We start from the raw sequence: 19,259 nt of genomic DNA, 5'->3' as shown, positions 1-19,259 counted from the left end.
GCACTTCACCTACTTTCGTTTGTCGAACCCGCATAATCAATAAGAACAAGTGTGATATTATCTTCTCCACCGCGATCATTCGCCAATTGAATGAGACGCTGCCCTTTACCTTCAAGCTGTTCATTTAACTGTAAAATTTGTTGCATATCATCAATAGAAACTTTGTTTGATAATCCATCAGAGCAAAGAAGTAATTGATCATCTTCCTCAAGCACCAACGTTTTAACATCTAATCCAACTTTTTCTTCTGTTCCTAGCGCTCTTAATAACACATTCTTTTTCGGATGATACTCTGCATCTTCCTTTGAAATTTCACCATGTCTCACAAGCTCATTTACAAGCGAATGATCTTCCGTTACAAGCGTCATTTCTCCTTCTGATACCATATAGCAACGACTATCTCCTATATGCCCTATCGTCACAAAACTTGGTGTACAAACAGCTATTATAAGCGTTGTTCCCATACCATTACATTCTACATTTTGCTGAGCGTATTCATATATGCGCTCATTAATAATCCCAACACTAGTATGTAACCATTGTTCTACTTTTTTCGGTTCATTCATATTATGCGTTTGCTTCCAATAATCATGGAATAATTGAATGGCCATCGAGCTAGCTACATCACCAGCTCGATGACCTCCCATTCCATCTGCTACTACCGCTAAAACATTTCCATCTAAATTGTGAAAAACTCCTGCACTATCTTCATTATGTTGACGAACTTTTCCTTTATCCGATAGAAATACGGCTTTCATCTCGTCACCTCGTCTCTTCTTTGCGCTCCTTCGCACGCAACTGACCGCAGGCTGCGTCAATATCATGACCTTGTTCACGGCGAATCGTTACATTCACTCCACGATCTTTTAACGTTTTCTCGAACAAGAAAATTTGCTCACGTGGTGTACGTACATAATCACGTTCAGGTACGTAGTTTACCGGGATTAAGTTTACATGACATTTTACACCTTTTAAGAGCGCAGCAAGCTCTTCAGCGTGCTCAACTTGGTCATTTTCTCCTCCAAATAATCCATATTCAAAAGTAATACGGCGCCCTGTTCTATTTACATAGTATTTAATAGCTTCCATTAAATCCGGTAATTTATAAGCACGGTTAATCGGCATTAATTTTGAACGTAATTCTGAGTTTGGAGCATGCAATGAAATCGCAAAATTAATTTGTAGTTCTTCTTCAGCAAACTTATAAATTTTCGGGATAATTCCACTCGTCGAAACAGTCATATGTCTAGCACCAATATGAAGTCCTTTTTCATGGTTAGTGATGCGTAAGAATCCCATTAAATTATCGTAGTTATCAAATGGTTCTCCAATTCCCATAACAACAAGAGAACTTACACGTTCTTCTGTTTCATCAAGCGCACGCTGAACTTCTACTACTTGCGCTACGATTTCTCCAGCTTCTAGGTTTCGTTTTAGTCCACCAAGTGTCGAAGCACAGAACGTACATCCAATACGACAACCAACTTGCGTTGTTACACAAATGGAATTTCCATATTCATGTCGCATTAATACCGTTTCAATAGAATATCCGTCATATAATTGGAATAAGAATTTAATCGTTCCATCTGAAGACGTTTGTTTTACTAACGTGTTTAAAGTAGTAATATCAAAGGAATTCGACAATTTATCACGCAATCCTTTAGAAAGGTTTGACATATCCTCATAATTTTTTACACGTTTTTTATATAGCCAGTCAAAAATTTGTCCAGCGCGGAACTTCGGTTCTCCTTGTTCCTTTAACCAATCTTGCATTTCATGAAGTTGTAAAGAGTAAATTGATGGTTTCTTCGTTTCTACATTTTTCTTTTGTTTTCTTACAGTTGTTTCCATGATGCTACACCTTCTTCCTTAAACAAGCAATATAAAAGCCATCCGTTGCAAAATAATGCGGTAAAATTTGTACTTGACCTTCATTAATATACGGACTTAATTTTTCTGGCATACGCTCTTTTATCGTAGTATCCCATTCAAATTCAGGATGTTCTTTTAAAAATTTATCTATTACTTGTTCATTTTCTATTTTCTCAATTGTGCACGTACTATAAACAAGACGACCACCTTGTTTTAATAATGGTGCTATTTTTTCTAGTATCGCAAGTTGAATCGTCGATAATCTTTCACTATCGCCTTTATCTTTTCCTAACTTAATATCAGGCTTACGTCTAATTACACCAAATCCAGAACACGGTGCATCTACCAATATTTTATCAAACGTTTCATTTGCAAAGTGCTCTTGCACTTTTCTAGCATCTAGCGCTTTTGTTTCGACATTTTCTAGACCAAGTCGCTCTGCTTGCTGTTTAATTAAACGTACTTTGTGTGCATGTAAATCAAGGGACATGACCTTACCAGTTCCCTTTAATCGTTCCGCGATATGCGTTGTTTTTCCGCCTGGAGCAGCACAACTATCAAGAACTGCATCTCCCGTATTCGGTTCTAAAGCGCGTGCTACAAGCATAGAACTTTCATCTTGAATAGAAAGAAATCCTTTTTTAAACGCTTCTGTATGCGCTACATTTCCTCTTTCAATCTGAATTGCATCATCTGACAAGTCACCACGTTTTGCTTCTATACCTTCACTTGCCAACAACTCAATCGCTTCTTCTACCGTTACCTTATCAACATTCACACGTGCTGTTGGTACAGGTGGTAACATGTTTACTTCGCACATTTTCTCTGCAGTTTCTAAGCCATATGCAGAAGTCCACTCTTGTACAAGCCAAACTGGATGACTCGTCGCAATTGCAAGACGTTCTACTGGATCCTTGATTTCATCTACAGAAGGTACACCTTCTCTCTGAATCGAACGTAATACACCGTTCACCATACCAGCAATTCCTTTATGCCCGCGACGCTTTGCAATCTCAACCGCTTCATGAATAGCCGCTCTTTCTGGCACTCGGTCTAAATAAATCATTTGATATAAAGATAAGCGAAGCAATACTCTTACCCACGCCTCAACCTTCTTTTTTAAAAAAGGCTGTAAATAATAATCTAATGTGTCACGACGTTGAATCGTTCCATATACAATTTCAGTTAATAAACCAATATCTTTTCTATCAATTGCACTTTTTTCAATTAGATTATTTAAAAGTAAGTTGCTATATGCACCACTTTTTTCCACTTGAATTAAACCATCAAGAGCTAATTCACGAACATTTTGTCTCATGCATTTTCTCCTAACTTCGTTCCAATTTCAGGTTTTGTTCCACGTAAAAATTGTGAACAACTCATACGCTTTTTACCAGAAGGTTGCAATTCAGTAATTTTAACACCTGTTTCATTACTAGTTGCTACAACAAAACCATCTTCTTCGATTGCAACAATCGTACCTGCTTCAGCCGGTTCAGTTACAGGCACTTTTTCTCCCCACCATACTTTAACAACTTGTCCTGCTAAAGTTGTATAAGCAACTGGCCATGGATTCAATCCGCGAATGTGATTGTATACTTCTTCACCTGTTTTTGTCCAATCAATTTTCTCTTGTTCACGTTTTATATTGTACGCAAACGTTACTTCTTCTTCGTTTTGTTTAATCGGTTCTAACTTACCTTGAATTAATAAAGGTACTGTTTTAGATAGAAGGTGTGCTCCAGCTTCACTTAATTTATCAAATAACGAGCCTGTCGTTTCACGCTCTTCAATTTCCACTTCCACTTGCGTTAAGATATCACCAGCATCCAATTTTTCTACCATATACATAATTGTAATACCAGTTTTTTCTTTACCTTCCATAATTGCATAATGAATTGGTGCACCACCACGAAGTTCAGGAAGTAAAGAAGCGTGGACATTAATACATCCATACTTCGGTGCTTCTAAAATTTCATTTGGTACAATCTGACCAAATGCAGCTGTTACAATTAAATCTGGCTCTAATGCCAATACTTTTTCATATTCATCTTTTTCACGAATTTTTAACGGCTGTAACACAGGGATACCATGTTTTTCCGCTTCAACTTTAACAGGTGTAGGTGTTAATACTTTTTTTCTACCTACCGGACGATCAGGTTGCGTCACAACACCTACTACCTCATAGCCATCTTCAATAAGACGACGAAGCACCGGCACTGAAAAGTCCGGTGTTCCCATAAACACTACTTTTATCATTTAAAAACCGCTCCTTTTAACACCTATTCTAGTTCGTTTTCTTCATAATATCTTGTCACTTTCGATGTAAATAAAACACCGTGTAAATGATCGATTTCATGTTGAATTGCACGCGCTAAAAATCCTTCCGCTTCTAATAAAAATACTTTCCCACGGCGATTTTGCGCTCTTACTTTAATATAATCGGCACGTTCTACTTCACCATAAAGTCCCGGGAAGCTTAAACAGCCTTCGGGACCTACTTGTTCACCACGTTTTTCTAATATTGATGGATTGATTAACTCGATTTTCCCAGTATCATCATCGACATCAACAACCGCTACTTGCAAGCTTACACCTACTTGAGGCGCAGCTAAACCGACTCCGTCCGCAATTAACATTGTTTCATGCATATCTTTCAACAATTTCACTAACTTTTTATCAAAGTTAATTACTCTTTCGCATGGTGTTTCTAACACTTCATTTGGATGCTTTATTATTTCTAAAACTGCCATATTTCCCTCCGCTACATTAACATTGTTGGATTAAAATCAATTGAGATTTGTAGCTCTTTTTGCATTTCTGCTTGATAATGTTCATTTACCATTTTGAGCACGTTCTTTAAGTTTGGTTCCCGTTTGTATTTTATCATGCATTGATAACGATATCTATCTTTTATCCTTGGAATTGCTGAAGCAACTGGTCCTAACACCATTGTTTGCTGTGAGCAATGCGTTCGTAAATACGAGGCAATTTTTTCCGTCACTTGCACCGCTTTTAATAATTCTGGATGAGATACGGTTATGAGTACAACATAGTAATATGGGGGATATTGTCTTGTTCGCCTCATTTGCATTTCTTGGTCAAAAAACACATCATATTGTTGGTTCTTCGCTAACTCTATACTGTAATGTTCTGGCGTATATGTTTGAATCACAACTTCCCCTGGCAATTCATGTCTACCCGCTCGTCCACTTACTTGCGTCAATAACTGATATGTCTTTTCACTTGCCCGAAAATCAGGTAAGTGAAGCATCGTATCTGCAGTTAAAACCCCAACAAGAGTTACTTTCGGAAAATCTAATCCTTTAGCAATCATTTGTGTTCCAAGTAGTATATCTGCTTTTTCTTCCCCAAACGCCTTTAATAATTTTTCATGCATTCCTTTTCGACTTGTCGTATCTACATCCATTCGAATGACTCGCGCCTCTGGAAATAGTTTTGTAATTTCTTCTTCTACCTTTTGTGTACCTGTACCAAAGAAACGAATGTATGTACTTTGACAAGCAGGACACTCAGTTGGCATATTTTCTTCATAACTACAATAATGACATTTTAAACGATGATTCATTTTATGATATGTCAATGAAATATCACAATGCGGACATTGTACAACATACCCACAATCACGGCACATAACAAATGTAGAATGACCTCTTCTATTTAAAAAAAGTACCATCTGTTCTTTCTTTTCTAATCGATCTGCTATTTTTTCATGCAGCGCCTTAGAAAACATTGATCTATTCCCGTCACGAAGTTCTTCTCGCATGTCAACAATCTCTACCGTTGGTAAAGCTTGTTCATTCATACGTTTTTCCATTGTTAGTAGTTCATAAACACCTTTTTTCGCCCTTGCAAACGATTCAAGTGTTGGTGTCGCACTACCAAGAACGATAGGACATTTATGATATTGCCCTCTCCAGATAGCTACATCTCTTGCATGATACCTCGGATTATCTTCTTGTTTGTAACTTGATTCATGCTCTTCATCAATAATAATAATCCCTAAATTCTCAAAAGGCGCAAAAACGGCTGAACGCGCACCAACTACAACTTTCACTTCTTTTCTTAAAATCTTACGCCACTCGTCATACTTTTCTCCAACAGACAACGCACTATGAAGAACTGCAACTTGCGAGCCAAACCTACCTTTAAAACGATCCACCATTTGGGGCGTTAGTGCAATTTCAGGAACAAGAACGATAGCTTCTTTTCCTTTCTCGAGCACTGCTGCTATAGATTGTAAATATACTTCTGTCTTTCCACTTCCTGTAACACCATATAGTAAAAATGGATTATAAGTTTCATTTGTAATTGATGATAAAATCGGTGTAATAACTTGATTTTGTTCCTCCGTAAGTGGAAATGGTTTCGTTTGTTCAAAATCATCATCGTCATACGGATTTCGGTATACTTCCACATACTTTTCTGAAATGAAGCCCTTTTTAACAAGTGCTTTTATTGGAGCATCTGTTATTTGTAACTCTTCTGTAATTATTTTCAACGGTACACTTTTATAATTTTCCACAAAATAATAAAGTACATCTTGTTGTTTTTTACTTTTCAGTTCAAATGCCGCTAATTCCAATTTATCTTCTGGCAACTCCGGCTGAACAACTCTTTGCTTCTTCTTTTGTACTTTATCTTTCACTTGATAAACGACTTCAACCGTACCATTTTTAATTTCTTGTTGAATAGTCCGGTATAAATGTGGCTGCTGCTCGATTACTTCAAAATCAATTGCTTCTTTATCCTGAAATAAATATAGTATTTCAGATGCTATTTCTTCATGCTTACAAATTTGTAGACGTTTTTTATACGTTGCTTTTATCGCAGTTGGAAGCATCACTTGAAAAGCTGAAATCATGTAGCATAACGTTTCACTTGTAAGCCAATATCCAAGCTTTAATAATTCATCATTTAAAACCGGTGTTACATCTAATATTTCATGGATTGTCTTTAACTTCTTACTTTCTACATCCACCGAATCTTTAATCCCAATAATAAAACCTTGTAATTTCCTTGGCCCAAACGGAACTACTACACGCATTCCTGTCTGTACAATATCTTCCCATTTTTCAGGGATAATGTAATCAAATGGTCGATCTGTCTGACGGGCAGGTACATCAACAATTACACTTGCAAATTTCATAAACGATCATCTTCTAACATCATTTCAATTTGCTTTAATATTTCACGAGCTACCTCTTTTTTCAGTAAAAGTGGTAACTCAATAACTTTTCCATCTTTTCTATACATTGTTACAATATTCGTATCCGTGCCAAATCCAGCTCCTTGCGCTTTTACATCATTCGCGACAATCATATCTGCATTTTTCTCACGTAGTTTTTTCGTTGCATATTCCTCTACATTTGTCGTTTCAGCAGCAAAACCGATAAGTAACTGTTTATCCTTTTTCTGACCTAACGTTTTTAAAATATCCACCGTTCTTTCGAGTTCAATGACAGCATCACCATTTTGCTTTTTCATTTTATTATCATGAACATATTTCGGACGATAATCTGCAACTGCTGCTGTTTTAATGACAACGTCTACGTTTTGATAATGTTGAAGAACTGCTTCTAACATATCTTGTGCAGATTCCACTTGCACTGTCGTTACATGTAACGGTGGATTTAATGCTGTCGGTCCTGAAACGAGTATAACATCAGCGCCTAAATTCGCCGCCACTTCTGCAATCGCATACCCCATTTTTCCAGAAGAAAAATTCGTCATAAAACGAACTGGATCAACTTTTTCACGTGTTGGGCCAGCAGTTATTAATATTCTTTTTCCCTGCAATGGTTTGTGTTCTGAGAAAGCTTCCTCTAACCGTGCAATAATCGCTTCAGGTTCTTCTAGTCGTCCCTTCGCTACATATCCACATGCTAAAAAGCCTTCCCCAGGCTCAATAAATGTATATCCTAGCGTTTTCAATGTCATCATATTTTTTTGAACAATTTTATTTTCATACATATGCACATTCATAGCAGGCGCAATCCATACCGGGGCTGTAGTAGCTAACAGAGTAGTTGTAATCATATCATCCGCAATACCACCAGCTAACTTTCCAATACAATTGGCAGTAGCAGGTGCGACAAGTACAACATCCGCCCAATCTGCTAAATCAATATGAGCAATAACAGCCGAGTCTTTCTCATCAAACGTATCCGTATATACATCATGGCGAGAAAGCGCTTGGAATGTAAGAGGCGTAACAAACTTCATTGCCGACTCACTCATCATTACTTTTACAATCGCGCCAGATTGTGTCAATTTACTCGTTAACGCAGCTGCTTTAAAAACCGCAATGCCTCCTGTTACACATAGAAGTATCTTTTTCCCTTTTAGCATATGACTCGTCCTCTTTCTTTTTCAAACTTATAATACTGAAATAGAATTCCCAGCTCGTCAGTACCAATATTTCATTCCTTTCGTAAAAAAATAACAACCTACTTGTAAATAGGTTGTTACCGTTACATAGAAAATTATAAAGTCTATGTTTTATTTTGTCGAAGGCAAAGGCTTATTCAGCTACTTTATCTTCACTTGGTACGTAGCTTAATGCTTCTGCATCGATTTCTTCTAATGCTTTACCTACACATTTATGAGAAACAGGTTGCTCTACAACACAGTTATTAGCAAGTTGCATTTCACGTGCGCGTTTTGCAGCCACTGTTACTAATGTGTACTTAGAATCGATTTTTTGTAGTAATGAGTCAATTGATGGATTTAACATAATTATAGACCCTCCGTCATTTCTTTATAATATTTTGCTACCCTTTCGCGGCGGCAATGTTCGCCAACCACAATTGCTTTAATTCTATCACAAGCTAATTCAACTTGATCGTTTTCTACTACATAGTCGTAAGCGTCCATCATCTCGATTTCTTCTTTCGCTACAGTTAAACGATTTTCAATAACATCTTCAGTCTCTGTACCACGTCCGACAATACGGCTCTTTAGTTCAGATAAACTTGGAGGTGCTAAGAAAATAAATACACCTTCTGGGAAAGCTTTCTTAACTTGAATTGCTCCTTGCACTTCAATTTCTAAGAATACATCTTTTCCTTCTTGTAATGTTTTTTCAACATAGTCAATTGGTGTTCCGTAATAATTACCTACGAACTCAGCCCACTCAAGTAATCTTTCATTACGAATCATTTCCTCAAATTCTTCTCTTTCTTTAAAGAAATAATCCACACCATCTACTTCACCTTCACGCGGCTTACGTGTCGTTACTGAAATAGAGTACTGAAAACGTGTATCCTCATGGCTAAACAGCTCTTTACGAACCGTTCCTTTTCCAACCCCAGAAGGCCCTGAAAGAACGATGAGCAATCCTCTTCTACTTCTCATAAATATGTAAAACCTACCCTTCCTCACTTAAATCTTCTTTATTATTCAAACGATGTGCAATCGTCTCTGGTTGAATTGGACTTAATACAACATGCCCATCATCCATAACAATAACCGCCCTTGTTTTTCTCCCATACGTAGCATCAAGCAAAGCATTATGTTCGCGTGCTTCTTGTACTGTTCGTTTAATAGGAGCTGACTCCGGACTTACAATAGCAATAATTCGATGAGCAGATACAATATTTCCGTATCCAATATTTAAAAACCGCATGGCCATAGTTTGCGCCTCCTAGTAAGTCTATCCGATTTCTCCACCACGTATAACTTTATATATTTTTTGAAAGCTACTCAATATTTTGTACTTGTTCACGAATTTTTTCAAGGTTATTTTTCATTTCTACAACATATTTTGAAATTGTTAAGTCATTTGCCTTAGAACCAATCGTATTAATTTCTCTATGCATCTCTTGCACGATGAAATCCATTTTCCTTCCAACAGGCTCTTCAATCTGCAATGTTTCACGAAATTGCTCTAAATGACTTTGCAAACGGACTAACTCTTCATGAATATCACAACGCTCTGCAAAGATTGCGACTTCTGTTAGCAATCTTTGTTCATCTAACTCTTGATTATGTAATTCTTTTAAGCGATTTTCTAATCGTTCACGATATTTTTGTGTAACAATTGGTGCATGTGGAATAATTGCATTTACACAATTGCTAATCTCTTGTAAACGATACGCTATATCTTTATGTAATCGTTCTCCTTCGTCATCTCTCATCGTTTTCAACATATGAGCAGCTTGACGAACAGCCTCATATAAACTGTTCTCAAAATGTTCATTTACATTTTCTATTTCTTCAATTGCTGTTACTTCTGGCATTGCCATTAATTGCTCGAGTGTAATAGAATCTTGTAATTGAAACTTTCCTTTTATATCTTCCATCATCGATTGGTACTGCTCAAGAAGTGACCAATTCACACTTAATTTTCTTTCAACAAGTCCTTCACCTGCTATACTAATAGACACTTCAATGCGTCCACGTCGAACTTGCTGTGCAATTATTTTACGAATTTTGTCCTCAAATACCATCATTTGCTTAGGAAGTCGAATACTCATCTCTAAAAAACGGTGGTTCACCGATTTCATTTCTACTGTAATTTGAAAAGTATCACTTTCTACTTTCGATCTTCCAAACCCTGTCATACTAGAAATCATTTTTATCACATCCAAGCCATAAAATAACTCAATGAAAAAGGTAATAGAGACAAGGCTCTACTACCTTCTGTAAATTATATCACATTTTCATAACATTGACTATTTCAAGTTTAATCCCTTCTTATATAACATTGGCTTTTTCTTTTTCGCCTTTTTCCCTGTTAATAAAGAACCTACTAGTAAGAAAGTCGGAATTGATGACAAACCTCCAATTAATAACCAATCTCTTGCTTGTATCGGCATTGTGCTAAAAATCGGTTGTAACGGTGGATAATATATCACCACTAGCATGAGTAGTAATGAAATGATAACCGCCCCTACTAAATACACGTTCCCAAATGGATTACGATGAAAGACAGAATGCTCACTACGACAATCAAATACATGAATAAGCTGAGCAAGTACCAACGTCGCGAACGCTACAGTTTGTGCATATTTCAGTTCATTTGGATGTTGGTTATACGCAATAATAAACGCTACTAACGTCACTGCCCCAATTAAAAAACCTCGACTTATTATTTTCCACGCAAGCCCTCTAGCGAATACCCCTTCTTTCGGGTGGCGCGGCGTTCTCTTCATCACATCTCCTTCAGCCTTATCCAAACCTAATGCCATCGCTGGTAAACCATCAGTAACTAAGTTCACCCATAAAATTTGAATAGGAACCATCGGCAGGGGTAATGCAAGTAACATCGCAAATAACATAACTAAAATTTCTCCAACATTTGATGCTAATAAATATCGGATGAACTTACGTATGTTCTCGTATATATTTCTTCCTTCTTTAATCGCTGACTTAATTGTAGCAAAATTATCGTCTAGTAAAACAAGTGAAGAGGCTTCTTTTGCAACATCTGTCCCTGTAATCCCCATCGCTATCCCAATATCCGCTGTTTTTATAGCTGGAGCATCGTTCACTCCATCACCTGTCATCGCTACTATATGCCCTTGATTTTGCAGTGCCTTAACAATTTTTAATTTATGTTCAGGTGATACACGAGCGAATACATACGTATCTTCTACAACATTTTCTAATTCCTCCACATCCATATTCGCGAGTTCTACTCCTTCAACAACGCGTCCATCTGGTGGCAAAACTCCTAATTGTTCAGCAATCGCCATTGCTGTCACTTTATGATCACCTGTAATCATTACTGTTCGAATACCAGCTTCTTTACACTCTTTTACCGCCTGCGCCACTTCTGGTCTTGGTGGGTCAATCATACCTTGTATCCCAACCAACATAAAATCTTTTTCAACGTCTCTTTCATGTTCAATAGAATCCGTTATTTTTAAAGGTTTAAACGCAACTGCAATTGTTCGAAGCGCTTGACTACCTAAGCTATGAATAGCCGCCTGTACTTCTTTTCTATATAGCTCACTTAACGGCTGTTGCTTATCCCCCCATAAAATCGTTTGACTCATTTGTAAAAGAACATCCGGTGCTCCCTTCGTAACAATAAACTTTTTCCCCTCTCGATCTCGTACAATAACACTCATCATTTTTCGAGTTGAATCAAATGGAAATTCACGAATAACTTCAAATTTCCCTTTCAATGCCTCACGTGTTATCCCAGCTTTCATTGCTGCAGCTACAAGCGCTCCCTCTGTTGGATCTCCATCTAATACGTACGCCTTTTTCTTTTGAATAATATTTGCATTGTTACATAGTGAACCAAATGTAAGTAGCTGATAAAGTGCTTTTGTCTTAGCTGGATTCACTTCTTTTTCACCTTTCATAAAAGAGCCATTAGGTTCATATCCTTGCCCTGTCACTTTCCACAATTCTCCGCCTGACCACATATGTGTTACCATCATTTTGTTTTGCGTCATTGTTCCCGTTTTATCAGAACATATAACAGAAGCACAACCTAACGTTTCTACGGCTGGTAACTTTCGTACAATTGCTCTCTTTTTTATCATACGCTGTACACCAAGTGATAAAGCTACTGTAACAATTGCCGGCAACCCTTCTGGAATAGCCGCAACAGCCAGAGACACACCAGCTAAAAACATATGATATACTTCATTCCCTTGATACACACCAGCTAATACAACGAGTGCTGTCAAAATAAGAGCCACAATAATTAATATTTTTCCGAGCTGTTCTAACCTTCTTTGCAGTGGTGTTTCCATTTGCTCTGCATTTTGTAACATATTTGCAATTTGCCCCATCGCTGTATTCATACCAGTTGCTACAACGACTCCTGTACCAGATCCTCGCGTAATCATTGTCCCCATAAAAGCCATATTTTTTTGATCACCAATTGCAACATCTTGCCCTTGCAATGCTTCTACCTTCTTTTGTACAGGTACGGACTCCCCTGTCAAAGCAGACTCTTCAATATATAAACTTGATGCTTCAACAAGACGCACATCAGCCCCAATACGATCACCACTGGAAAACTTAATAATATCACCTAAAACAAGTGCTTTAGATGGTGCTTTTACCCACTTTCCATTCCGCATTACAGTAACTTGTGGAGCGGCTAGTTCCTTTAAAGCTTCCAATGATTTTTCAGCTTTTCTTTCTTGAAAAAATCCGAGAATACCATTGATAATAACAATGGCAACAATAGCAATAGAATCAATGTATTCACCTAAAAACGCAGAAACAATTGTTGCTCCAAACAAAACGAGTACCATGAAATCTTTAAACTGTGCTAAAAATACCATTAGTGCAGAAGGCCTTTTTGCTTCTTCTAATTCATTAGTACCAAATTTCTTTACGCGCCCTTCTGCTTCTTTCTCTGTAAGTCCAACCTTTACATTCGTATTCGTTCTTTCTTCCACTTCATGTGCCCGCATTCCATACCAGTTCATCCTGCCATCGACCTCCTGATTCCAGACATACTCTATTGAAAGCTTATTCAGCCTCGTCCAAAAAAATGCTATAATTAACTTTTAGTTAGAAAGGAGTGTTCATTTATGGCATTCGATGGATTATTTACAAGAGCAATTACACATGAAATTGCAAATTCTCTTTACACAGGAAGAATTTCCAAAATATATCAACCTTCAAAGTATGAGATTTTATTACATATTCGAGCAAACGGAAAGAACCAAAAACTAATTCTTTCGTCTCACCCTACATATGCGCGTCTGCACTTAACGAATCAAAACTACGATTCACCAGCAATACCGCCAATGTTTTGTATGCTTCTTCGTAAACATTTAGAAGGTGGGTTTATTGAAAAAATTGAACAAATTGACTTAGAACGTATTATTCAAATTACAGTTCGCAGTCGGAATGAAATTGGAGACGAATCATTAAAAACATTAGTAATCGAAATAATGGGCCGACATAGTAACATTATCTTAGTAGATACGAAAACAAACGTTATTTTAGATAGCTTAAAACACATATCTTTAGCGGTAAACCGCCATCGTACTGTATACGCTGGAGCTGAATATATTGCACCACCAGCACAACATAAAATTAACCCACTTCAGATTGAAACAAATGATGAATTTATTAGACCACTAGACTTTCTATCTGGAAACATGGATAAACAGCTTGTCGGCACCTTTACGGGAATATCCCCGTTATTCGCAAAAGAAGTAGTGAAAAAAGCTGGTATGGTAAATGAAAAAGCATTAGCGGATGCATTTTTCTCCATACAAAAACCATTATTAACTCATACATATTCACCAGCGATGACTACTTCAAATGGGAAAGAATTCTTTTATCTTTTCCCTCTTGCACACTTGCAAGGAGAAGATAAGACGTTCTCATCTGTTAGTGAATTGCTTGATCGTTTCTTTTTCGGAAAAGCAGAGCGCGATCGTGTAAAACAACAAGCTCATGATTTAGAACGCTTTATGCAAAATGAAAAAAATAAAAACGAGAAAAAACTCATTAAACTCGAAAAAACACTGCAAGATGCTGGAAAAGCAGATAAATATCAACTATTTGGAGAGCTACTTACAGCTAATATGTACGCTTTGAAAAAAGGCGATAAAGATATTGAGGTCGTTAATTATTACGATGAAAATGGCGGAACTGTAAAAATCACATTAGATCCTTTAAAAACACCATCTGAAAATGCACAACGCTATTTCCAAAAGTATCAAAAAGCAAAAAATTCAGTTGTTGTTGTAGAAGAACAAATTGAAAAAACCAATGAAGAAATTCTTTATTTTGATAGCTTACTTCAACAAATGGAAGCTGCTTCTTCAAAAGATATTGAAGAAATTCGTGAGGAATTAGCTGAAGAAGGTTATGTACGCAATCGCAAAACGAAAAACGCAAAGAAAAAGCCTACTAAGCCAGTATTAGATAAATATTTAGCAAGTGATGGCACAGAGATTTTCGTTGGTAAAAACAATAAACAAAATGATTATTTAACAACGAAGTTTGCCCGCCGTGATGAAATTTGGTTACATACGAAAGACATACCTGGCTCTCACGTTGTCATTCGTTCTTTAGAGCCTGCTGAAGAAACTTTACTAGAAGCTGCCAAAATTGCCGCTTATTACAGTAAAGCGAAAGAGTCTAGCTCTGTACCTGTTGATTTCACTAAAATACGCCATGTGAAAAAACCGAGTGGTGCAAAACTTGGTTTTGTTACGTACGACAATCAGCAAACCGTATATGTAACACCAGATGCTGATATTGTAATGAAATTAAAAGCGTAAATACAAAAATGCGTTGCTTATAAGCAACGCATTTTTTATATTCGTTCACACTAGTTCATATACCCATTTACTAATTCATAACATCTTGCTTTTGTCATCTTATATTTCTCTTCTGAAGCTTCTATACGCCTCATCGTTCCGTTATTTGTATCAGTACCAATTGCTTTAACTTTACTTTCTTTTTCTTTAACCCACGCAATTTGTTTCGTTTTTAACGACTGAAACGCATCAGGTGACATCGTACTTTTTAATGTACTGTAAATTTCATTTAGTTTATTATCCCACAGTTCATAATTTCCTTCTATTTCATTTACTATGTCATTATCTGACGCAACATTTGCATGTGTTTCTTGATTTTCTAGAGCAGCTAACTCATTTAAAACCTTAGTTTTGCCTATCGCTGACGAAGTTTCTTTTTTAGGTTGCTTCTCTTCTTTAGATGTAACTTGTGAACTCACACTATTTGCCTTAACCGTTTCTTGATCTTGACTATTATTTTCTCTTGCTACCTTTTCCTGTTTTTGCTCATCTAAATTATATGTAATAACCGATGTTTTTGCATCTACAGCAATTAATCTAGCATTTTCTTTAAAAATATATTTTTTGTCACCACTGTCTTCTTCTTTAACAAAATCAACATTCTTAAAGCCTTGAATTTTCAGAAATTCACTAGCTTCTTCCTTCGTAAGTTTTAAATCGCTAGGTATATGCGATGACCATTTATCTATTAACCATTTTCCATCTTTATAAACGAAAATAAATTCCCATATCTCTGCTTCATTTCCCATATCATTTGAAGGTGTGATAGTCTCAATCGTTAAAATATCTTTTTTCTGTGAATATGTTAATCTCATGTTCGGTTTAATATTAATAGGGAATGGTAACATATCCGTCTCTCTTGATCGATTAAATGTTGCAAGCGACTTAGGAAGCTGATTCTCTACAAACTTTTCTGAAACAAATCCTTTAACTCCTTTTTTAGCTGTCTCTAAATCCCCAGGATTATTTCGGCTCCATCCATTTTCTTTTTCCATCTCACTAAACGCATTTGCTATTCCATCTACACTCTTTCTTACAATCTTTTTCGCTTCTTTTTCTGTCACTTCTGGCGCTTCATCAAGCTGTTCAATCGTTTCATTTACTTGAACTTTGTGTTCGCTTGTTTCACACCCCGTTATAACAAGCATACTAGCGGTCAAACAAAATGACATTACTTTACTTAATTTCTTCATACACTCACATTCCTTAACCCAGTTTTTTTCGTTACATCTCTTTACCTATAAAAAACGTAACAATCCCTTATTATACCAATTAACTTAATTTATTTATACAAAAAATATAATATTTAAATTAAAAAGATTTTCGTTTGCGAGTTTATATTATTGTTCAGTCACATAAAAAATTACTGTAAAAATTTTATATATATTTATTTTACATTCGTCTAGTTTTTTTGACACACAGCTACCCTCTTCTCTTTTATTCTAAATAAATATACTGGCACAATTCTTGCTTTATTAATGTAAAAAGGAGGAATTAAAATGAATGTAAGAATAACTAACATCCAAAAACAACTACATAATTACGGAATCGACGGGTTACTTATTACAAAAAAAGAAAACCGTCAATACGCAACAAACTTTACAGGTAGCGCAGGCGTTGTCTTAATTGCTGCGCATAAAGCTATTTTCATTACTGATTTCCGTTACGTAGATCAAGCAAAAACGGAAATAAAAGCAGCAGAAATTATTATGCATAAAGGAAATTTAGAAGAAGAAGTTGCAAATCAAGTATCAAAATTAAACATTCAAAAACTTGGTATAGAAGACAATAATATGACTTTGCAACAATTTAAGAAACTACAAAAATATATACATACAGAAATGGTTCCAGTGTGTGAGATCATTGAAGATATTCGACTTATTAAAGACACATCTGAAATAGAAACAATGAAAATCGCAGCTACAATCGCTGACGAAGCATTTCACCATATTGTTACATTTCTAAAGCCTGGAATAAGCGAGACTGACGTTCGAGATGAGTTAGAATTTTTCATGCGAAAAAAAGGGGCTACATCTTCTTCATTCCAAATCATTGTAGCCTCAGGCGTTCGTTCTTCACTTCCCCATGGAGTTGCATCAAATAAAATAATCGAACGAGGCGATATCGTTACATTAGACTTCGGTGCACTTTACGACGGATATTGTTCCGATATAACACGTACCGTAGCAATCGGGGAACCATCGGAAGAATTCCAAAAAATATACAATGTTGTACGAGAAGCGTTAAAGCGTGGGACTGAAGCAATTAAGCCTGGAGAAACTGCGAAAAGTATCGATGATATAACGAGGAATTACATTACAGAACATGGATACGGTCAATACTTTGGCCACTCTACCGGGCACGGTCTTGGGTTAGAAATACATGAACCACTTCGCCTATCCCAAGAAAGCAAGGCAACTTTACAAGAAGGTATGGTTGTTACAGTTGAGCCGGGCATTTACATACCGAACTGGGGCGGTTGTAGAATCGAAGATGATATTGTCATCACCAAAGATGGTTATGACGTTATTACAAAATCAAATAGAGAACTAATTATAATCCCTTGTTAATATTATGAAGGTTTAAACAAAACTTTTTTTGCACATAGAATTCCTTCTCTGGAGTATTCATTTAAAGAGGGGGAATTTTAATTGAATTTTGTAATTGATAAATTGGAGGGTTTACATGTAGAATTTTCAAAGCTTGTTTCCATGATGAATTACGCTCGCTATACAACAATGCAAGCAGTGGAAAGTTTAACAATTGAAGAACTTGATTATTTATATGATAAGGAAGCAAATTCAATTGGCATGTTATTGTATCATATGGCTGCTATTGAATTTTACTACCAGATTCATACTTTTGAAGACCGTGAACCAACGGAGGCTGAATTAGAACGCTGGTTACCTGGCATTGAATTAGGCGATCTTGGACGTGAGAAAATAAAAGGAAACGCTATAGAATTTTACATAAATACATTACAAGAAGTACGTTCCAAAACAATCGAGACTTTTCAATCGTTATCTGATGAATGGTTATTTAAAACGACAGACTTTTGGTATGACAAACCAGCAAATAACTATTTTAAGTGGTTTCACGTTTTTGAAGATGAAATCAATCATCGTGGACAAATTCGTTTAATTAAAAAGATGCAAAAAGCTCATGCAGTAAAATGAGGAAATGCCACCGAATAAGGTGGCATTTTCTTTTATTCATTAACGAATAGCTTTTCGTTTACTATTTTAGTGACTACCACTGCCAACATTAAAATGCATATTAAATATAGCATTTTCGCAATAAACAACCACCCTTGAAACATTACAATTCCATCTATTATCTCATTTCCTTTCCATAACAAAAACGGAATTGTGCTGATTATAATGACAAATTCGATGCTGAAAACCATTTTCTTTTTTCGACTATATGCTTTCCATTCATTCCAGCGATACATAGGAGCAAAAATCAATACTCCTATACATAATATAACTGGTACCCATTCACTGTTAAGAAATTGTCCTGAAATAATTGATAATAGTAAACAAACTAGCACACCATAATATCCTATTTTTTCTCTCATTCGTACTCCCCCATTCTACTTCTCCTTTAATATGTAACTTGCTATACTTATAACAATTCTTAGAAAAATAACAACTATAATTACAAGATAAAGACCGTTTGCAGAAGACATCCATTCTTGAAAAATAGACATTTTCTCCATTTGTTTCTGACCCTCTATTAAAATAACCCCTGCGAACAATGAGCAAACAACGATGATACCTATCATAATTCCGATACTTTTCTTACTATATTGTTTCATACCATCCCAGTTATATAAAAGTATAAATACAAACCCGAAAACAGGTATAATACTTATCCATTCATTGTTTGTAAATAGCTTTAAAATGATTAATAGACTACAAGATATGATAAATCCCAAAAATCCAATTTTTTTGTGCATAAGCCCTCCTCTAATTCCATTTTTAGGATTAATTGTATTGTAACATCCATTTTTTATCCTTACCATTGCAGTACATGAAATTTTACCTTTTTTTCTGTTTCTTATACTCACATACTTTCCCTACTTTCATACAATAAACTACACGATTGCCTAAG

18 protein-coding genes are annotated in these 19,259 nt (G+C 36.1%); 3 read left to right on the top strand and 15 right to left on the bottom strand.

Annotation, left to right across the window (positions count from 1 at the left end; genetic code table 11):
* Nucleotides 1-5: 5 nt before the first annotated feature.
* The 12 genes from ACO6VI_RS03865 to ACO6VI_RS03810 form a co-directional block, all read right to left on the bottom strand.
* On the bottom strand, nucleotides 6-758 hold the full coding sequence (locus ACO6VI_RS03865) for a Stp1/IreP family PP2C-type Ser/Thr phosphatase (RefSeq protein WP_000648708.1): 753 nt from the start codon (nucleotides 756-758) through the stop codon (nucleotides 6-8).
* Nucleotides 759-762: 4 nt separating this feature from the next.
* On the bottom strand, nucleotides 763-1,851 hold the full coding sequence (rlmN, locus tag ACO6VI_RS03860; RefSeq protein WP_000450550.1) for a 23S rRNA (adenine(2503)-C(2))-methyltransferase RlmN: 1,089 nt from the start codon (nucleotides 1,849-1,851) through the stop codon (nucleotides 763-765).
* A 4-nt stretch (nucleotides 1,852-1,855) separates the two neighbouring features.
* Nucleotides 1,856-3,190, bottom strand: coding sequence for a 16S rRNA (cytosine(967)-C(5))-methyltransferase RsmB (gene rsmB / locus ACO6VI_RS03855; protein WP_001249664.1), 1,335 nt, complete (start codon nucleotides 3,188-3,190; stop codon nucleotides 1,856-1,858).
* Complete coding sequence (gene fmt, locus ACO6VI_RS03850; RefSeq protein ID WP_000598805.1) at nucleotides 3,187-4,131, bottom strand: methionyl-tRNA formyltransferase; 945 nt, start codon at nucleotides 4,129-4,131, stop codon at nucleotides 3,187-3,189. The genes rsmB and fmt overlap by 4 nt, the downstream gene beginning before the upstream one ends.
* A gap of 23 nt (nucleotides 4,132-4,154) precedes the next feature.
* Entirely contained in the window at nucleotides 4,155-4,625 is a 471-nt protein-coding gene (gene def, locus ACO6VI_RS03845; protein ID WP_000279455.1) for a peptide deformylase, read from the bottom strand.
* 11 nt (nucleotides 4,626-4,636) lie between these two features.
* Nucleotides 4,637-7,042: a primosomal protein N' gene (priA, locus tag ACO6VI_RS03840; protein ID WP_023522849.1), complete on the bottom strand. Its 2,406-nt coding sequence runs from the start codon at nucleotides 7,040-7,042 to the stop codon at nucleotides 4,637-4,639.
* Nucleotides 7,039-8,244 carry a bifunctional phosphopantothenoylcysteine decarboxylase/phosphopantothenate--cysteine ligase CoaBC gene (gene coaBC / locus ACO6VI_RS03835; RefSeq protein ID WP_000911748.1) on the bottom strand — a complete coding sequence of 402 codons (1,206 nt, stop codon included), beginning with the start codon at nucleotides 8,242-8,244 and terminating at the stop codon, nucleotides 7,039-7,041. Before coaBC ends, priA begins: the two co-directional genes overlap by 4 nt.
* A 172-nt stretch (nucleotides 8,245-8,416) precedes the next feature.
* Nucleotides 8,417-8,629, bottom strand: coding sequence for a DNA-directed RNA polymerase subunit omega (gene rpoZ / locus ACO6VI_RS03830; protein ID WP_000933961.1), 213 nt, complete (start codon nucleotides 8,627-8,629; stop codon nucleotides 8,417-8,419).
* Between the two features lie 2 nt (nucleotides 8,630-8,631).
* Entirely contained in the window at nucleotides 8,632-9,249 is a 618-nt protein-coding gene (gene gmk / locus ACO6VI_RS03825; protein ID WP_001257742.1) for a guanylate kinase, read from the bottom strand.
* Between the two features lie 13 nt (nucleotides 9,250-9,262).
* Nucleotides 9,263-9,526, bottom strand: coding sequence for an extracellular matrix/biofilm regulator RemA (gene remA, locus ACO6VI_RS03820; protein WP_001251456.1), 264 nt, complete (start codon nucleotides 9,524-9,526; stop codon nucleotides 9,263-9,265).
* 67 nt (nucleotides 9,527-9,593) lie between these two features.
* Nucleotides 9,594-10,469, bottom strand: coding sequence for a YicC/YloC family endoribonuclease (locus tag ACO6VI_RS03815; RefSeq protein ID WP_000625865.1), 876 nt, complete (start codon nucleotides 10,467-10,469; stop codon nucleotides 9,594-9,596).
* Nucleotides 10,470-10,568: 99 nt separating this feature from the next.
* Nucleotides 10,569-13,292, bottom strand: a complete 2,724-nt coding sequence (locus ACO6VI_RS03810) for a calcium-translocating P-type ATPase, SERCA-type (protein WP_001104774.1) — start codon at nucleotides 13,290-13,292, stop codon at nucleotides 10,569-10,571.
* 105 nt (nucleotides 13,293-13,397) lie between these two features.
* Here ACO6VI_RS03810 and ACO6VI_RS03805 point away from each other — a divergent pair, with 105 nt between their 5' ends.
* Nucleotides 13,398-15,107 carry an Rqc2 family fibronectin-binding protein gene (locus tag ACO6VI_RS03805; protein ID WP_000863271.1) on the top strand — a complete coding sequence of 570 codons (1,710 nt, stop codon included), beginning with the start codon at nucleotides 13,398-13,400 and terminating at the stop codon, nucleotides 15,105-15,107.
* Nucleotides 15,108-15,157: 50 nt separating this feature from the next.
* On the opposite strand, the gene ACO6VI_RS03800 is transcribed toward ACO6VI_RS03805, so the two are convergent.
* Nucleotides 15,158-16,339, bottom strand: coding sequence for a lysozyme inhibitor LprI family protein (locus ACO6VI_RS03800; protein ID WP_063548493.1), 1,182 nt, complete (start codon nucleotides 16,337-16,339; stop codon nucleotides 15,158-15,160).
* A 306-nt stretch (nucleotides 16,340-16,645) separates the two neighbouring features.
* Between ACO6VI_RS03800 and ACO6VI_RS03795 the strand changes: the two genes are divergently transcribed.
* Together ACO6VI_RS03795 and ACO6VI_RS03790 are read left to right on the top strand one after the other, a co-directional pair.
* Nucleotides 16,646-17,716, top strand: a complete 1,071-nt coding sequence (locus tag ACO6VI_RS03795; protein ID WP_001102865.1) for a M24 family metallopeptidase — start codon at nucleotides 16,646-16,648, stop codon at nucleotides 17,714-17,716.
* Nucleotides 17,717-17,797: 81 nt separating this feature from the next.
* Nucleotides 17,798-18,322, top strand: a complete 525-nt coding sequence (locus ACO6VI_RS03790; protein WP_016080505.1) for a DinB family protein — start codon at nucleotides 17,798-17,800, stop codon at nucleotides 18,320-18,322.
* A gap of 32 nt (nucleotides 18,323-18,354) precedes the next feature.
* Here the strand turns inward: ACO6VI_RS03790 and ACO6VI_RS03785 are convergent, their stop codons facing one another.
* Both ACO6VI_RS03785 and ACO6VI_RS03780 read right to left on the bottom strand, forming a co-directional pair.
* Nucleotides 18,355-18,723 carry a YoqO family protein gene (locus ACO6VI_RS03785; protein ID WP_063548495.1) on the bottom strand — a complete coding sequence of 123 codons (369 nt, stop codon included), beginning with the start codon at nucleotides 18,721-18,723 and terminating at the stop codon, nucleotides 18,355-18,357.
* A gap of 15 nt (nucleotides 18,724-18,738) precedes the next feature.
* Nucleotides 18,739-19,170 carry a YoqO family protein gene (locus ACO6VI_RS03780; protein WP_142321521.1) on the bottom strand — a complete coding sequence of 144 codons (432 nt, stop codon included), beginning with the start codon at nucleotides 19,168-19,170 and terminating at the stop codon, nucleotides 18,739-18,741.
* Nucleotides 19,171-19,259: the final 89 nt, after the last annotated feature.

This window comes from Bacillus sp. PSXD-155 (assembly GCF_049310765.1).
Classification (GTDB): Bacteria; Bacillota; Bacilli; order Bacillales; family Bacillaceae_G; genus Bacillus_A; species Bacillus_A cereus.
Note: the sequence above shows the minus strand (reverse complement) of the source record. Positions and strands in the feature narration are given on the sequence as shown.

Coding starts and splice junctions, on each gene's coding strand:
- def (WP_000279455.1), bottom strand. CDS start 4,625: ATGGCAGTTTTAGAAATAATAAAGCATCCAAATGAAGTGTTAGAAACA.
- rlmN (WP_000450550.1), bottom strand. CDS start 1,851: ATGGAAACAACTGTAAGAAAACAAAAGAAAAATGTAGAAACGAAGAAA.
- ACO6VI_RS03785 (WP_063548495.1), bottom strand. CDS start 18,723: ATGAGAGAAAAAATAGGATATTATGGTGTGCTAGTTTGTTTACTATTA.
- coaBC (WP_000911748.1), bottom strand. CDS start 8,244: ATGCTAAAAGGGAAAAAGATACTTCTATGTGTAACAGGAGGCATTGCG.
- remA (WP_001251456.1), bottom strand. CDS start 9,526: ATGGCCATGCGGTTTTTAAATATTGGATACGGAAATATTGTATCTGCT.
- ACO6VI_RS03865 (WP_000648708.1), bottom strand. CDS start 758: ATGAAAGCCGTATTTCTATCGGATAAAGGAAAAGTTCGTCAACATAAT.
- ACO6VI_RS03815 (WP_000625865.1), bottom strand. CDS start 10,469: ATGATTTCTAGTATGACAGGGTTTGGAAGATCGAAAGTAGAAAGTGAT.
- ACO6VI_RS03780 (WP_142321521.1), bottom strand. CDS start 19,170: ATGGTAAGGATAAAAAATGGATGTTACAATACAATTAATCCTAAAAAT.
- ACO6VI_RS03800 (WP_063548493.1), bottom strand. CDS start 16,339: ATGAAGAAATTAAGTAAAGTAATGTCATTTTGTTTGACCGCTAGTATG.
- rsmB (WP_001249664.1), bottom strand. CDS start 3,190: ATGAGACAAAATGTTCGTGAATTAGCTCTTGATGGTTTAATTCAAGTG.
- priA (WP_023522849.1), bottom strand. CDS start 7,042: ATGAAATTTGCAAGTGTAATTGTTGATGTACCTGCCCGTCAGACAGAT.
- gmk (WP_001257742.1), bottom strand. CDS start 9,249: ATGAGAAGTAGAAGAGGATTGCTCATCGTTCTTTCAGGGCCTTCTGGG.
- ACO6VI_RS03810 (WP_001104774.1), bottom strand. CDS start 13,292: ATGAACTGGTATGGAATGCGGGCACATGAAGTGGAAGAAAGAACGAAT.
- rpoZ (WP_000933961.1), bottom strand. CDS start 8,629: ATGTTAAATCCATCAATTGACTCATTACTACAAAAAATCGATTCTAAG.
- ACO6VI_RS03805 (WP_000863271.1), top strand. CDS start 13,398: ATGGCATTCGATGGATTATTTACAAGAGCAATTACACATGAAATTGCA.
- fmt (WP_000598805.1), bottom strand. CDS start 4,131: ATGATAAAAGTAGTGTTTATGGGAACACCGGACTTTTCAGTGCCGGTG.
- ACO6VI_RS03795 (WP_001102865.1), top strand. CDS start 16,646: ATGAATGTAAGAATAACTAACATCCAAAAACAACTACATAATTACGGA.